11 protein-coding genes and 1 other annotated feature are annotated in these 15,823 nt (G+C 42.8%); of the genes, 5 read left to right on the forward strand and 6 right to left on the reverse strand.

Annotation, left to right across the window (positions count from 1 at the left end; genetic code table 11):
• Nucleotides 1-30 precede the first annotated feature (30 nt).
• A complete protein-coding gene (gene ettA / locus HC752_RS20975) occupies nt 31-1,698 on the reverse strand; it encodes an energy-dependent translational throttle protein EttA (protein ID WP_190337155.1) in 1,668 nt (555 codons plus the stop codon).
• 536 nt (nt 1,699-2,234) lie between these two features.
• Between ettA and HC752_RS20980 the strand changes: the two genes are divergently transcribed.
• Entirely contained in the window at nt 2,235-4,139 is a 1,905-nt protein-coding gene (locus tag HC752_RS20980; RefSeq protein ID WP_238930584.1) for a transglycosylase SLT domain-containing protein, read from the forward strand.
• 166 nt (nt 4,140-4,305) lie between these two features.
• Entirely contained in the window at nt 4,306-4,614 is a 309-nt protein-coding gene (trpR, locus tag HC752_RS20985) for a trp operon repressor (RefSeq protein WP_190337157.1), read from the forward strand.
• Nucleotides 4,615-4,661: 47 nt separating this feature from the next.
• On the opposite strand, the gene yjjX is transcribed toward trpR, so the two are convergent.
• The 5 genes from yjjX to HC752_RS21010 all read right to left on the reverse strand — a co-directional run bounded on the left by yjjX (nt 4,662) and on the right by HC752_RS21010 (nt 10,759).
• Nucleotides 4,662-5,207: an inosine/xanthosine triphosphatase gene (yjjX, locus tag HC752_RS20990; RefSeq protein ID WP_190337158.1), complete on the reverse strand. Its 546-nt coding sequence runs from the start codon at nt 5,205-5,207 to the stop codon at nt 4,662-4,664.
• Between the two features lie 108 nt (nt 5,208-5,315).
• Complete coding sequence (locus tag HC752_RS20995; RefSeq protein ID WP_190337159.1) at nt 5,316-7,643, reverse strand: putative bifunctional diguanylate cyclase/phosphodiesterase; 2,328 nt, start codon at nt 7,641-7,643, stop codon at nt 5,316-5,318.
• Nucleotides 7,644-7,891: 248 nt separating this feature from the next.
• On the reverse strand, nt 7,892-9,061 hold the full coding sequence (gene pheA, locus HC752_RS21000; RefSeq protein WP_190337160.1) for a prephenate dehydratase: 1,170 nt from the start codon (nt 9,059-9,061) through the stop codon (nt 7,892-7,894).
• Nucleotides 9,062-9,076: 15 nt separating this feature from the next.
• Nucleotides 9,077-9,201: a sequence feature (Phe leader region), on the reverse strand.
• Nucleotides 9,202-9,318: 117 nt separating this feature from the next.
• On the reverse strand, nt 9,319-9,651 hold the full coding sequence (gene hpf / locus HC752_RS21005; RefSeq protein ID WP_190337161.1) for a ribosome hibernation-promoting factor, HPF/YfiA family: 333 nt from the start codon (nt 9,649-9,651) through the stop codon (nt 9,319-9,321).
• 382 nt (nt 9,652-10,033) lie between these two features.
• On the reverse strand, nt 10,034-10,759 hold the full coding sequence (locus HC752_RS21010) for an outer membrane protein assembly factor BamD (RefSeq protein WP_190337162.1): 726 nt from the start codon (nt 10,757-10,759) through the stop codon (nt 10,034-10,036).
• A 136-nt stretch (nt 10,760-10,895) separates the two neighbouring features.
• Here HC752_RS21010 and rluD point away from each other — a divergent pair, with 136 nt between their 5' ends.
• From rluD to clpB, 3 genes are all read left to right on the forward strand, one after another.
• The gene (gene rluD / locus HC752_RS21015) at nt 10,896-11,870 is read left to right on the forward strand and encodes a 23S rRNA pseudouridine(1911/1915/1917) synthase RluD (protein WP_190337163.1); all 975 of its coding nucleotides are present in this window, start codon (nt 10,896-10,898) and stop codon (nt 11,868-11,870) included.
• Between the two features lies 1 nt (nt 11,871).
• Nucleotides 11,872-12,597 (forward strand): peptidoglycan editing factor PgeF, encoded by a 726-nt coding sequence (pgeF, locus tag HC752_RS21020; RefSeq protein WP_190337164.1) that lies wholly within the window; start codon nt 11,872-11,874, stop codon nt 12,595-12,597.
• A 173-nt stretch (nt 12,598-12,770) separates the two neighbouring features.
• Complete coding sequence (clpB, locus tag HC752_RS21025) at nt 12,771-15,347, forward strand: ATP-dependent chaperone ClpB (protein WP_190337165.1); 2,577 nt, start codon at nt 12,771-12,773, stop codon at nt 15,345-15,347.
• Nucleotides 15,348-15,823: the final 476 nt, after the last annotated feature.

Consider the following 15,823-nt stretch of genomic DNA (forward strand, 5'->3'; position numbering starts at 1 on the left):
GGCGGTCTTTATTACACAATACAAATCAAGTTACTTCGTAATGCGCTTATATTTGATTCGATGAGGTTCAGCTGCCTGTGCCCCGATCGTCTGTTTCAACCACTCTGTATACTCAGTATAGTTGCCTTCATAGAAATTCACCTGACCTTCATCACGGTAGTCCAGAATATGGGTTGCAATTCTGTCTAGGAACCAACGGTCGTGCGAGATAACCATGGCGCATCCTGGGAACTCTAGCAGTGCTTCTTCAAGTGCACGTAATGTTTCAACGTCAAGGTCATTGGTTGGTTCATCGAGTAGCAATACGTTGCCGCCGGCTTTTAGAAGCTTCGCTAAGTGAACACGGTTACGTTCACCACCAGAAAGCTCTCCGATGATCTTCTGTTGATCGTTACCTTTAAAGTTAAAACGAGAACAGTAAGCACGAGCTGGAATTTCGAAGTTGTTGATCTTAATGATATCAGCACCTTCTGAGATCTCTTGGAATACCGTGTTCTTGTCATCCATGCTGTCGCGGAACTGATCAACAGAAGCCAGCTTCACGGTTTCACCAAGTTCTATGGTTCCCGAGTCCGGCTGTTCTGCACCACTTAGCATTTTAAATAGTGTTGATTTACCTGCACCGTTAGCACCAACGATACCAACGATCGCCCCCTTAGGCATGCTGAAAGACAGATCATCAATAAGCACACGATCACCAAACGATTTCGTTAGGTTTTTTACTTCAAGAACTTTGTCACCCAAACGCTCACCTGGTGGGATAAACAACTCATTGGTTTCATTGCGTTTTTGGTACTGGCTAGTCGTCAATTCTTCAAATCGAGCCATACGCGCTTTTGACTTAGCTTGACGACCTTTCGGGTTTTGACGAACCCACTCAAGCTCTTTCTCGATCGTTTTTTGACGGGCGCTTTCGCTTGCTTTTTCTTGCTTCAAGCGCTCATCTTTTTGCTCTAGCCAAGAGGTGTAGTTACCTTCCCATGGAATACCTTCACCACGGTCAAGTTCTAGGATCCAACCTGCTGCGTTATCTAGGAAGTAACGGTCGTGTGTGATGGCCACAACGGTACCGCTGTAATCCACTAAGAAGTGCTCAAGCCATGCAACGGATTCAGCGTCCAAGTGGTTGGTTGGTTCATCAAGAAGCAGCATGTCTGGTTTTTCGAGAAGTAAACGACAGATGGCAACGCGGCGGCGCTCACCGCCCGATAGGTGCTCAATTTTCGCATCCCACTCAGGAAGACGAAGGGCATCAGCGGCACGCTCTAGGGCTATTTCTAGGTTGTGACCATCTTTGGCTTGGATAAGGGCTTCGAGCTCACCTTGTTCTTTAGCTAGTGCGTCGAAGTCAGCATCGGGCTCTGCGTAAGCGGCGTATACAGCGTCAATGCGTTTTAGTGCGTCAGCCACATCAGAGACCGCTTCTTCAACGATTTCTCGAACAGTTTTTGATTCATCAAGTACGGGTTCTTGCGGAAGGTAACCGACATTAAGACCTTGCTGTGCACGAGCTTCACCGTCAATGTCAGTATCAATACCTGCCATGATACGTAATAAGGTAGATTTACCAGAACCATTTAAACCTAAGACACCAATTTTAGCGCCTGGAAAAAAGCTAAGAGAAATGTCTTTCAGAATTTGACGTTTAGGTGGCACCGTTTTGCTCACCCGCGACATGGTGTATACGTATTCAGCCATTACCGACTTTCCTGTTATTCGAAAAATTAGGGCTGTATTTTATACCCAAGTAACCTAAAGATGCTAGGTTCAGCGATGTAGAGTGAGAAAAGTTCTTTTTTTACATGTCATTCAATGAAATCAAGATGCTTCATTTTTTACATGGCTTAAACGGCAAGAAAGGTGTGATAAAATTGGGTACTGACTTACGGTGTTTAAGAACAAACCGTCTACTAATTGGGATAGGAAAAGAAATTTTACTGAATAGGTGAGATTTCTATGGAACTGCTTGATTAGATAAGAGTCTAGCTTAGCAACCTTACTTATATGTGATCTTATGGCAAGTCGTTAGGCTTGTTACCCTAGGGGAAGATTCAATCTAGGATTGTGCTTAATGGTCAGGTTGTCTCTAGCCTGAATATACCGTATCACTATAAAACGTTGCTCATAAAATTGTATTTTTACAGTTGCATTTAAATTGCCATGGATACGCATTCATAAAGGCAAAGCTTTCAAAAGGACAGGTCTCCATGCGAAACATTTCCCAAAGGATTTGTATGGCATCTTTCGGTTTGCTATGTACGTTTTCGACCATAGCAGAAGATGGAACTGAGCTCGTACAACAACGGCTCAAATACGAAGAAGCTCAGAAATTACTCGATGAAAAAAAGGTAGAGGACTACTATGCAATGCGCTCGGATATTGCCGATTATGTGTTGACGCCGTATACCGATTACCGGGCGTTTCTTGTCAATATTGGTCAACGTAGTATTGATGAAGTCAGCTATTTTCAGAAGCAATTCTATACCCTCCCATTTTCGAAAAGAGTCCGTGCCGCGTATTTGGATGGTTTGGCAAAAGAGAAGAATTGGAAAACCATTTACCGCTATCAACTTACTGAACCCCGCGGCGAAACTTATCGATGTTACTACTATTACTCTCAGTTAAAGCACGGCGATAAAGCGACCGCATTCGCAGGGGCGGAAAAATTATGGCTGAGCGGAAAGAGTGTCGTGTCTGCGTGTGATGATTTATTCGAGGCGTGGGAAAAGGCTGGCAACAGAAGTGATGACAAAATCCTTGACCGTATGGTGCTTGCTTATGAAGCAAGGCAGGGTGGAATGATCACGTACCTAAAAAAGCTACCAGATGGAAAGAAAGCCAAAACCGAAGCGGAAAAAATCGCCAAACTGTATCAATACCCTGAGGGTATAGGAGAGTTTGCCAAAAGATCTTACGTTACACCAAGAAATAAGAAGCTGGCATGGCATGGTTATCGAAAGCTTGTTCGAACGGATACCGAAGAAGCGGTAAAACAGCTGGCTCTTGTTGTATCAGGGCAAAAGTTGACTTCTGACCAAAGGCAGCAGCTGTCAGACTATACGGCTTTTTACCTTATCAATACGGAGTCTAGTGAATTAATTGCATGGCGTGACAAAGTCATTTCGACTTCGAAAAACAGCGACTTATTGGAAAGAAGAATTCGCCTTGCAATACAGTATGCCGATTGGAAAGGGATTGAAAGTTGGGTCAATCAACTCCCATCTACAAAGAAAGAGGAGCTTCGTTGGCAGTATTGGTTGGCAAGATCAGAAATAGCACAAGGTCGCAATAAAGCTGGTGAGCAACGGCTGAGGGCGATACTAGGACAACGCCATTTCTACAGTGTTGTGGCGGCTCAAACATTGGGTGTTCCTATCCATTACGAAGTAAGCAAAAGCGAACCGGATACAAGTTTAACCAAGAAATACCAAAAGACGCTAGATCGAGTCCATGAATTGATTGTGCTCGATAAAATTTCAGCGGCAAAAAGTGAATGGCAATGGTTGTTAGAGAGAAGCTCAAGAGAAGAAAAGCAAGCGTTAGCGCATTATGCCTCTATGCAAAAGTGGTCTCATTTAACGGTGAAAGCGTCGATTGCCGCTGAAGTATGGGACGAAATATATTTGCGCTTTCCCATTGCTCACCGTTGGTGGTTCGAGTTTTATGGGGATAAATACAATATCGAGCCAATTACATTGATGTCTCTTGCTCGTCAGGAGAGTGCACTAGATGCACAAGCTCGTTCTCCTGTCGGTGCGCGTGGCATCATGCAAATTATGCCCGCAACCGCCAAATACACAGCGCGGAAATTCGGCATTGCTTATAAGCTGCCAAGCGATTTGCACGATGTAAAAAAGAACATTGAAATCGGTAGTCAGTATTTGAGCTACCTTCTCGAACAGTATGATGGGAATCGCATTTATGCTTTGGCTGCCTATAATGCGGGACCACATCGAGTGGAAAAATGGCGTAAGAACAGCGATCAAAGGTTGGATGTATTCGCATTTGTTGAAGCGATTCCATTTAGAGAAACTCGCGACTATGTACAGAACATTTTGATGTTTGAGTCCTATTATCGTTTCTTGAGTGGAACGAAAGGGGATTTTTTGACGAAAAATGAGCGGGAAGAAAAATACTAAACTTGCAAACCGATGAATGGTTAAGGTCGATAGGCTCTGACTTGTTGAGAATCAATCTGTAATGGCATAAACAAGTCACCCTCGCTGAAGCTATCATTTTTAGGTTACTTGGGTATAAGCAATGTTGGGTATACAATATCTGGGATTGAGTAACAGAGAGAGCCTTATGTCATTAAAGCCAGAGTTTCAAGAATGGCAAGATGTTATGGACTTGGTCGCCAAAGCTGCCGAACATGATAAACATGGTATGCTTTTAACCATGTTAATGACGCCAGATGAAAGAGATGCGATTCAAGCTCGAGTGAATATTTTTAATGAATTACTCAAAGGTAATTTATCCCAGCGTCAAATAAGCCAGATGTTAGGCGTAGGCATAGCAACCATTACACGTGGTTCTAATGAGCTAAAAAACAAATCAGATAATGATAAAGCCGCGTTGAAACAGTTGCTCAAAAATACTCCTAAATCAAGGTAGTTCTATAATACCGGAAGGCAGTGACTTAGATTGCTGCCTTTTCTATTTTATGAGTTATCTGGAAACAGCAAGTTATTTGGAAACAGATCTGGGTGAATAAAAGGGATAAGAGCAAGAATTAAGGCTTGGTGGTAGACCGAACTTCTAGTCAGTGTGTTACCCGTTAGCAGAGCAATCGCCCCTCCTTTTTGCTTGATGTTGTCTGTCCCGAATGTTTTATCCATGACATCACCTAACTCATTACCTTGCTGTACCTGCTTAATGACTTTAGGAGGCAGAGGCAAACTTGATGAGCGAGATTCCCCTCTTTTATTTCCTGATTCAATGATCATCCACGCAAATGTGTCGTTACCCTCAATCCCAGCCTCTAAGCCGACATAAAATTCAGCATGTGGCTTTTTAGCACGCGCATTTTTGACTCGGTTTATTGCTCCAGATTTTGTTTCACTATTGGACATGGGTTGCTCTGCAACCTCACTTGGGACAGAGACATATTCATATTCAAAACTGTTATTGGGGAATGCTTCTTTAAAGGCGCTCTTAACCGCATTAATTTTGGCTGGGTTTAACGATGCGATAATGACTTTTCTCATTAGATGGTGTTCCTTCACATGTCGGCTCAATGCATAATTCTCAACGCCAATTCTACATTGATATATGTGTTTCATACTACTAAGAACATTTGGGTCAACAAACTTCAATTAGTCGCGTGTGTGAAGGGTGGTTGCCCACTCCCTGAGTTGTTCGATGGGCATCGGCTGACCAAAGTAAAAGCCTTGCATATAATCGCAGCCACTTGAACGCAGCCATTGGTGCATATCGCGATTTTCAACCCCTTCGGCTGTAACGGATATGTTTTGAGAGTGGCACAGCTCTATCAATGGTTTAATAATGTGCTGCTTATGAGATTCCAGCATAGCCAGCAAGAACTCTCGATCAAATTTGATTTTTTGAACGGGGTATTGAACCAATTGGGTGAATGAGGTGTACCCAGAACCAAAATCGTCAATAGCCAGCTGAAACCCCTGAGAAGACAGCTCGTGCAGTAAAGGGTAACCCTGACTTTCAGCAGCGAATGTTTCTGTGATTTCAAAATCGACTTGCCCATAAGGGACGCAGTATTGCTGTGCTTTTTGCTCTATAAATGTCGCCAGTTGACAAGAATCCAGTTCAGCAGAAGAAAGGTTGATAGAAAGTTGAACCTGATGTTTAAACAAACTTTGCATTTGGTGATAGTCAGAGAATGCATGTTCAATTACCCATCTATCAATGCTTTCAAATAATCCAGTCTGCTCTGCCAAGGGTATAAACTCAGATGGCGAGACTTCGCCAAGTGTACTGGAGTGCCACCTTAAAAGTGCTTCGACACCAACGACTTCCGTTCCATCGGCATTCATGTAGGGCATGTATACCAAAGAAAATTCATTTTGATCATCCGCTTGGCGCAATGCTCGTTCTATGTTACTCACCCGCTTAACTTCTTTATCCAATGCTTCTGAGTAAAAGGTGTACTGGTTTTTTCCTGCTCGCTTCGCTTGATACATTGCTGTATCGGCGTTTGAGAGCAAATGTTCTATATTGTCACCGTCTGTGGGGTAGGTCGCGACACCAATACTGACGGTAATAGGGAATGTGCCGACTGGAGACACAAAACCAGCTTGTAAAGGATGAAGAATGTTTTGGCAGAAATGATGAATTAAAGTGGCGTCCAAATCCGTACCGCAAAGGTATACAGCAAACTCATCTCCAGAGAGTCGAGAAGACATGGCTTTCACGCTGTGCTTCGACGATACATGTTCTTCTATCTGAATGAGGTTTTTCGCAAACTGGACCAAAAGAGCGTCTCCAATTTTGTGTCCATATTTATCGTTCACAAACTTAAAGTTATCGAGATCGATATAAAGGATGCAGTGTTGCTCTTTTTCTACAGCAGTGTGAGCGAGTGTGAATGCCTTCGCCACATATGACTGAAAATATCGGCGATTTGCCAGCTTGGTCAATTGATCCATTTCTGCCAATTGCTTTGTTTTTTGGTAGTTGTCGGCCAAGCTTTGGTACATTTCGTGAAATTTATGCGAAAGGTGACCGATTTCATCGTTGCTGTTTAGGCGTTGAATGTTCGTTCGCTTGTGATCCTCGACTTCTCGCAGCTGTTTCGCCAGTCGAGTGATAGGGAAGATAACGTAACGATAGAAAAGTAAAATAAGTAAAGATACGGTGATGAGTGAAGATAAACCAAACGAAATTAATAGCTTAAACAGTATTTCACTGAATTTATTTTCAACCACAAAGCTAGAAGGATCTAACGTAGCCCAGCGTGTAGGAGAAAGTTGTACGCTATGAGTCAATTCACGAGTTTGCGTTGGGGGCTCTAACGCGTATGTGAGCACGGTTAAGTGTTCTCGTTCCAAAAGGTGCCTTAAGTTGTTGTACTCCGTTGTCTCAATCATCGCCACCACTATAAAGTAATCCTCGGGAAGCGTACTTTGCTTTGGAGAGGAAAATGTCACTTTATTGTATACATCATACTTTACTAATATTCCGCCAGCCTCTTTATTAAACAAGTACTCTGTTTGCGACCAGCGACCTGCAGTGACGCCTTCTTTAACAAATTGTGTGATTTTTATATCTAACCAAGAATTAAGGTCAACCTGATTCTCTACATAAAAGAGTGTATTAAATTGCTTGTCGAGTAATCCGAGTGCGGCAAAATCTCGGTTATGTAAAGTGAGATCCGTTAATGTTTGGTGAAGGCTTCGGCTGAGTTCAAATTCTCGATAAGGGTTGTTGGTATCATTGAAAAAGCGTTCGAGTATGTCACTATGGCTTAATGTATAGGTGTAACTATTCAGGAAGTTAGCAGCTTGCCTATAATGGCTGGCGAGTTTTTCCATGTTGAGTTGTATTGAGCTTTTTTCTAATTTGATTAGGGCGTTATGCTGTCCTAAGTAAATGATGTAACTTGAAATAGCTGCACTGAGTACAACGACAGGGATTATGAGAAGTAGGGTTCGTTTGCTGAGCTTCATTCTATATACATACGTTCCATCAATGAATACGACCTACCCAAACTGAGGAAAAATAAGGATCTGGAGATTGGGTCTTCACGCAACGCGATTTAGGGGCAAGTTACCTTAAAATAGAATCGTTGTAGTGTGAGAAATGACTTAACTTTAAGAATGGAGCGTTTTTCTATACTGAAGCGGTCAAAAGGTGGAAGCAAACTCACTCTTTATTTTAAGAGTGAGCCATGTCAAACCAGAGTCATTTCTGCTCATTACCTTAAGGTAATTTGTGTCGCTTCTACATTTTCGATTGGGTAACAGCCAAGTACTTTTAAATGAGTAGTCAATTTTATAATTTCCGAAATGGCACTATTCATTTCTTCAGAGTCGAGATGTGCTTCTAGATCAATGTAGAACATTTCTTCCCAAGGGTTCCCCATTATCGGGCGTGATTCTAGTTTGGTCATATTAATGCCATATCGCTGCAATACTAATAGTGTTTCAACGAGTGAACCCGCTTGTTGCGATGTCGACATAATCAATGTTGTCTTGGCAGGGATCTGAGTGGACACTTCAACTGGTTTACGTGCCACGACAATAAAACGTGTGCGATTTTCGGTTTGATTCGCAATATTGGCTTGAATGGGCTGTAAGCCATACAGCTTTCCACTAGAAGCGTTACCAATAGCGGCTACATCCTTTCTGTCCAAATCTTTTACTTTCTGCATAGCATCAGCTGTACTGACGCAAGATTTCAAGGTGACACCATGCAAGTGAGAAAGAAATTCACTGCATTGTTGGTGAGGTTGTGGGTGTGAGTAGAGTGTTTTTATTTCTTCGAGTCGAATGTCAGATGTGGCGACAAGGCAATGCTCTATCGGGAGTGTCAGTTCGCCTACGATATACAACGTGGTATGTTGAAGGAGATCATAAACTTCGTTTATCGAACCTGAACTCGTGTTTTCTATTGGAAGGACACCGTAGTCAGCATGACCAGACTCAACGGTAGTCGTGATTTCTTTGAAATGCTCGCAGTTAAGCTCAATAAGCTCTGTATTTTTGCGGCTGAAATATTGGTGGCTGGCTAAGTGAGAATATGAGCCTCGTGCTCCAAGGAATGCCACACGAGCTAATGGCTTCCTGCTCTCACTTGGGTTTAACAAGTTTTGTAGGTATGCCTGTTGCAGCAATACTGAGTCTTCAATAATGGTATGAAAAATTTTAGTGATGTATGGGGCATCTAGCTGGTACTTATCTCTACCATTATTAATCAATTTTACGAGTAGCTGTTGCTCGCGTTTGGCATCGCGTACAGGCTTTGATGTTTCAACTTTGCTTTTGGCTACTTCGATACTGAGTTCTCGCCTTTCCGATAGCAATTTTAGAAGCTGATCATCCAGCTCGTTTAGGCGTGATCTTATGCCGTCCAATCTGTCTGTCATTTTGTTATTATCCTTATAAAAAAAGCCCCCCATTTTTGGGAGGCTTTCTGTTCGTTTTTAACTTTTCTTTCAGTAAACGACTTTTGCCCCCAATTCAGGAGATAAAAAAGAAGTTAAAAAAGAACAGGGTAATTGTTTGCATACTTACTATTGTTTAGTGGATGTTTATACACAATAAGCAATGCAGCTATATATCGTCAAGTAAAAAAAATGGCACCATTTGGTACCATTAAGTCGGACTAAAATTAAAGAGAGTGTTATTCGGTTTCTTCCAACTCAGGTTTGTTGGAATGGCTAGCTCTACGAGCTTCTGGTTTATGACGCAGTTTGTTGAGCTGACGTTCTAGTTTTTGTTCGGCTTCATTGACTGCAATATATAAGTCTTCATTTGTAGCTGAAGCAATAAGCTGTCCTTTTGGTATAGAGATGATTGCTTCAATCTTCATTTGTTTGTTCGGCTCTTCACTGATGGTAGCTTGGCAACCAATAAACTCAACTTGCCACTTTTCTAGCTTTTTGAATTTACCTTCAATGTGATTGCGGATGGCAGAGGTGATGTCGATGTTTTTACCAGTGATGTTTACTTTCATAGTGTTTTTTCCTCTGTTTCGCCCCTCATTGGGTTAACTCCAGATTACTTATCCAGTCCGAAAAGAATGTGATCTAAGTCAATATTTTAAGTGGGGTGAATCTATTTGGATACGAATGTGATCTCAGACAAAACCTAGATGGAATTCTTGAAAAAATACTTGTTGAACGGGAAAAAATGTTTAGATTGGTAAAGGTAAGCACGCTAGAAATCCTGTATTTTTAGGGGGCAAATACGATTCAATGAAAACGACTGTTTAAAGTTTGCTCGCTAGGTTTTTGTGATACTAATCACACCAATACTTCCCTCTCTTTTCTAATCGATTTATTTGACATAAAAAAAGCAGCTAAAGCTGCTTTTTTTATGTCTGCATGATAAGGAACTTAAACGGGGTTAAGACTCATTAACTTCTCCGTCCGCTCTATGGCATCTTTCAACCCTAGCTTTTTGTAGGCTTCTAACTGAATGGCGAGAGATTTACGTGCTGCTTCCGTATCTGGAAAGGTTTTTTGGAGTTCCTGACTTCGATTAATGGCGGCAATCCAAGCTTCGCGTCTCAGATAAAAATCAGCAGTGGCTAAATCGTATTCTGCCAATCGATTCTTAAGAGAGAACATGCGTTGCTGCGCATCTTCAGCATACGGGCTGTTTGGGTATCGCTGTAGCAGACGTTTGAAATCGTTGAACGCTGATTTCACTGGCTCGGGATCTCTATCTGAACGATCAACATTAAATAGATCGTGCATAAAGTTTCTATCTTGAGCCATGTGCGTCAAACCACGCATATAGAGTACCCAGTCTGATTTTTGGTGTGTTGGGTTGAGTCGAGTGAATCGAGCAATGGTGGCTATACCAAGTGCCAGATCATCATTCTTATAGTATGCGTAGATCAAATCTAGCTGTACTTGTTCAGAATAGGGACCAAAAGGGTAGCGTGAATCTAATGCCTCCAGTTTATCAATTGCGGTACGCCAGTTACCTGTCTGAAGCGATATCTTTGCATCCGAGTACAATTCTGCTGGTGGCACATCAGGCACAACCTCTCTGCTACTAGAGCATCCAACCAGAAGCCCCAAAGCTAATAAGCCCGATAATGTATGCTTTTTCATGTCCGCACTTTGTTCCTTGCATTAAATATTTCTTGGTGTCCGTTACTTTCGTCCGGTTAACGGATACAATGACGCAATTCTATTATTTTATCCATACTAGTGGGTATTAGTCTCACGGTTTTTAAAAAAGTTCGATATGGCTCAGCAGATTGAATTAACAAGTACAGTAAAAGACAGCCAATTGGGTCAACGCCTAGATCAGGCTGTCGCCGAATTATTCACCGATTTTTCTCGCTCACGTTTAAAAGAGTGGCTTTTAGGAGGGAAAATCCAAGTCAATGGCGAGGTTATCACTAAGGCTCGCGCGAAAGTCATGGGGGGAGAAGAAATTGTTCTTCAAGCGGAGCTCGAAGATGAAGAGCGTTGGGAAGCTCAAGATATCCCTTTAGACATTGTCTATGAGGATGATGACATCATCGTTATTAATAAACCCAGAGACTTTGTTGTTCACCCTGGTGCTGGCACACCTGATGGAACGGTTTTGAATGCGCTTCTTCATCATTACCCCGACATCGCAGAAGTGCCTCGTGCGGGTATTGTGCATCGTCTAGATAAAGATACCACGGGTCTCATGGTTGTTGCGAAAACGGTGCCAGCTCAAACGCGTTTAGTTCGTGCTTTGCAAAAGAGAAACATTACTCGTGAATACGAAGCCATTGCGATTGGTCGAATGACGGCAGGTGGTATGATCGACAAAGGCATTGGTCGCCATTCGACTAAACGGACACTGATGGCAGTGAGTGAACTAGGAAAACCTGCGGTCACGCACTATCGAGTGGCAGAACACTTCCGTGAGCACACCCGTATTCGATTACGGTTAGAAACAGGGCGTACACATCAGATTCGTGTTCATATGTCCTACTTACAGCATCCTTTGTTGGGTGATGTTGCATATGGTGGTCGCGCTCGAATCCCCAAAGGTGCATCAGAAGAGTTGGCAGAGATGATTCGCGGCTTCGATCGACAAGCGCTCCATGCTGTGATGCTTCGTTTTGCTCACCCGACAACGAAAGAAGAAATGGAGTTCCATGCGCCTGTACCGGATGATATGGTGCAAATGGCAGAAGCACTGCGTATAGATGCAAAAGAAAATCCATTAGACGACTATTAATATGGAATGGATTTACCCGAATTGGAATGCACCCAAGAACGTGAAAGCGCTTAGCTCCACGCGCTTGGGAGGCGTATCGAGAGGTTCATACTCCGGCTTGAATCTGGGTATGCATGTTGGAGATTCAGCCGATCTTGTTGCTGAAAACCGTGCTCGTCTAGCGGCTGTTTCTGGCATGCCTTCGGCACCAATTTGGTTAAATCAGACTCATTCTACTGATGTCGCATCATTGGTTTCCCCTTCAAAAGAACTCATTGACGCGGATGGTACTTTTACTTCCAAGCCCAATATTGTTTGTTCCGCTATGACAGCGGATTGTTTGCCTGTATTGTTAACGGATACTAAAGGAACACAAGTTGCAGCGGTTCATGCTGGGTGGCGAGGTTTGGCTGGTGGTATCTTAGAACAAGCCTTGCAAAACTTTACTGGAGATGTCATGGCTTGGTTAGGACCAGCGATAGGCCAAACTGCATTCGAAGTCGGTGAGGATGTTGTTGAAGCGTTTACCTCGGTAAACGAGCGAGCTATCGATGCTTTCGAACAAGGGTCAAATTCAGGTAAATGGTTTGCGAACATGAGTGTGCTCGCGACTCAGCGGCTCAATACAGAAGGTGTGTCACTGGTTTATGCTAGTGAACAGTGTACATTCAGCGATCCTCATTTGTTTTACTCCTATCGGCGTGATGGTGTTACAGGTCGTCAAGCCAGCTTTATTTGGTTGGAATAGCTTTTCTTATATACAAATCGATGTATGTCGTAAACCCCTCATCTGTATCAGTCTTTTTCAGTGAAACTCGTGGGAGCAGTAGGAATATATACTGTGTGCCCCCCTTGAAATTGTCGCATGACGTACCTATCTCCTAACCTAGTTAAAGAACATTAAAAAGGTTGGAGGTTGTTATGCGTCTCGATCGATTTACCAGCAAGTTTCAGGTTGCTATTTCTGACGCGCAATCGTTAGCGCTAGGTCGTGATCATCAATATATCGAGCCAGTTCATCTATTGGTTTCGCTTCTAAATCAAGAAGGCAGTACAATAAGACCTTTATTGACGATGTTGAGTGTGGACGTTGTACAGTTGCGTTCAAAATTGAGCGAGATGATGGATCGTTTGCCTAAAGTCAATGGTATTGGTGGCGATGTTCAGCTGTCTTCTGCTATGGGCACGTTATTCAACATGTGCGATAAGGTTGCCCAGAAGCGTCAAGATGCCTATATCTCCTCAGAGATCTTCTTGTTAGCGGCCATTGAAGATAAAGGACCACTCGGCATATTGCTTAAAGAGTTGGGACTAACAGAAGCTAAGATCTCGGAAGCCATCGAAAAAGTACGTGGTGGGCAGAAAGTCGACGATCCTAATGCTGAAGATAAACGCCAAGCACTCGAAAAATTCACTATCGATCTCACTGAACGAGCAGAGCAGGGGAAATTAGACCCAGTAATTGGTCGTGATGACGAAATTCGCCGAACCATTCAAGTATTGCAGCGCCGCACAAAGAACAATCCTGTCATTATCGGTGAACCTGGCGTAGGTAAGACAGCCATTGTTGAAGGCTTGGCTCAACGCATCATAAATAATGAGGTGCCAGAAGGGCTTCGAGGTCGTCGAGTATTGTCGTTGGATATGGGCTCGCTGGTAGCGGGTGCAAAATATCGAGGAGAATTCGAAGAGCGTTTGAAGTCTGTTTTGAATGAGTTGTCGAAAGAAGAAGGCAATGTCATTCTATTTATTGATGAACTCCACACAATGGTTGGTGCGGGTAAAGGTGAAGGCTCTATGGATGCCGGTAACATGTTAAAACCTGCACTGGCACGAGGAGAGCTTCACTGTGTTGGTGCAACCACTTTAGATGAATACCGTCAATATATCGAAAAAGATCCGGCTTTAGAACGTCGATTCCAAAAAGTCTTAGTTGATGAGCCATCCGTTGAAGACACGGTCGCTATATTGCGAGGGCTTAAAGAGCGTTATGAATTGCATCATCATGTTGAAATCACGGATCCAGCCATTGTGGCTGCCGCTGGTTTGTCACACCGATACGTCTCCGATCGCCAACTGCCAGACAAAGCCATTGATTTGATCGACGAAGCTGCTTCAAGTATCCGAATGCAAATTGACTCTAAACCGGAGTCTCTAGATAAACTTGAACGTAGGATCATTCAGCTGAAAATCGAGCAGCAAGCCTTAGTGAATGAACATGATGATGCGAGTTCGAAACGCCTAAAAGCACTCAATGGTGAATTGGAAGTGAAAGAGCGTGATTACGCTGAACTTGAAGAGATTTGGAAAGCAGAAAAAGCGGCGCTCTCTGGTACTCAGCATATTAAAAGCGAACTAGAGCAAGCTCGAATGGATATGGATTTTGCAAGAAGGGCGGGCGATTTAAATCGTATGTCGGAACTGCAATATGGACGCATTCCCGAATTAGAAAAGCAGCTAGACCTCGCAACTCAAGCTGAAATGCAAGAAATGAGCTTGCTTAAAAACAAAGTGACTGATGCCGAAATAGCGGAGGTGCTTTCGAAACAAACTGGGATACCAGTCTCCAAAATGTTGGAAGCAGAAAAAGAAAAGCTACTTCAAATGGAAGAGGTTCTTCATAAGCGCGTTATTGGTCAGCAAGAAGCGGTTGAGGTGGTATCGAATGCAATAAGACGAAGCCGAGCGGGGCTTTCAGATCCCAATAAGCCGATTGGTTCATTCTTATTCTTAGGACCTACTGGAGTCGGCAAAACGGAACTTTGTAAAACATTAGCGAGCTTTATGTTTGATAGTGAAGATGCCATGGTGCGCATTGATATGTCAGAGTTTATGGAAAAGCACTCTGTTGCTCGTTTAGTGGGTGCGCCTCCTGGTTATGTTGGCTATGAAGAGGGAGGGTACTTAACCGAAGCTGTACGTCGTAAACCTTATTCGGTCATTCTACTTGATGAAGTAGAAAAAGCGCACCCTGATGTCTTCAACATTCTCTTGCAAGTATTGGATGATGGACGCTTAACTGATGGGCAAGGTCGAACTGTCGATTTTCGTAATACTGTGGTGATCATGACGTCGAATCTTGGTTCATCGCGTATTCAAGAAAACTTTGCCACCTTAGATTATGAAGGTATTAAAAATGAAGTAATGGAAGTGGTAGGTAAACACTTCCGTCCAGAGTTTTTAAACCGAGTGGATGAAAGTGTCGTATTCCACCCTTTAGGTAAAGCACACATAAAGTCCATCGCTTCTATTCAGTTATTACGGCTTAGTAATCGTATGGCTGAAAAAGGCTATGAGTTGGAAGTATCAGATAAAGCCCTAGATTTGATTTCGGAAGTAGGGTTTGATCCCGTCTTTGGTGCAAGACCCCTTAAGCGCGCAATTCAGCAAAGTGTGGAAAACCCACTAGCAAAAGCTATTCTCGCAGGAAAAGTAAATCCTGATAAAAAGGTACAATTGCTCGTAAACAAAGATAAAATTATTGCTCACCAAGCATAAACAGAAAACACTAACTTAATAAAAGGGGGGAGTCATCCCTCTTTTTGCTTATATAGAGTTCATTTTGGTGTAATTGTGAGCAGTTGAACAGCGTGCGCCATTTTTTTGTGATTTTGCACTTGCGCCACGAAACGAAGTCCCTATAATGCCGCCTCGTTGTCACGGATTAATCGATAGATTTACAGAGGCAGCAGGGCTAAATAGCTGAGTTGAAAAAAGTGTTTGACACAACAACTTAAGTAGCTAAAATGTCCGTCCGCTTTAAGAGGAAAACTTCTCGAAAAGCAACGCTCTTTAACAATATAGACCTATCAATCTGTGTGGGCACTCGTTGATGATAATCCAAAACGTTTCTTAGGAAACAATTTAGGTTTCAATGAACTGAGTGACCAACCAAGACTTCTTTTGGAAACCTAAGAAGACTTAGCACAGTCAATTCAACATTTACTTGTAAATGTAATCAGTATTCATTGAGC

This window comes from Vibrio sp. S9_S30 (genome assembly GCF_014694455.1).
Lineage (GTDB): Bacteria > Pseudomonadota > Gammaproteobacteria > Enterobacterales > Vibrionaceae > Vibrio.

Excerpts from the sequence above, each read along its gene's own strand:
- ettA (WP_190337155.1), bottom strand. The coding sequence starts at position 1,698 with ATGGCTGAATACGTATACACCATGTCGCGGGTGAGCAAAACGGTGCCA.
- HC752_RS20980 (WP_238930584.1), top strand. The coding sequence starts at position 2,235 with ATGGCATCTTTCGGTTTGCTATGTACGTTTTCGACCATAGCAGAAGAT.
- trpR (WP_190337157.1), top strand. The coding sequence starts at position 4,306 with ATGTCATTAAAGCCAGAGTTTCAAGAATGGCAAGATGTTATGGACTTG.
- yjjX (WP_190337158.1), bottom strand. The coding sequence starts at position 5,207 with ATGAGAAAAGTCATTATCGCATCGTTAAACCCAGCCAAAATTAATGCG.
- HC752_RS20995 (WP_190337159.1), bottom strand. The coding sequence starts at position 7,643 with ATGAAGCTCAGCAAACGAACCCTACTTCTCATAATCCCTGTCGTTGTA.
- pheA (WP_190337160.1), bottom strand. The coding sequence starts at position 9,061 with ATGACAGACAGATTGGACGGCATAAGATCACGCCTAAACGAGCTGGAT.
- hpf (WP_190337161.1), bottom strand. The coding sequence starts at position 9,651 with ATGAAAGTAAACATCACTGGTAAAAACATCGACATCACCTCTGCCATC.
- HC752_RS21010 (WP_190337162.1), bottom strand. The coding sequence starts at position 10,759 with ATGAAAAAGCATACATTATCGGGCTTATTAGCTTTGGGGCTTCTGGTT.
- rluD (WP_190337163.1), top strand. The coding sequence starts at position 10,896 with ATGGCTCAGCAGATTGAATTAACAAGTACAGTAAAAGACAGCCAATTG.
- pgeF (WP_190337164.1), top strand. The coding sequence starts at position 11,872 with ATGGAATGGATTTACCCGAATTGGAATGCACCCAAGAACGTGAAAGCG.
- clpB (WP_190337165.1), top strand. The coding sequence starts at position 12,771 with ATGCGTCTCGATCGATTTACCAGCAAGTTTCAGGTTGCTATTTCTGAC.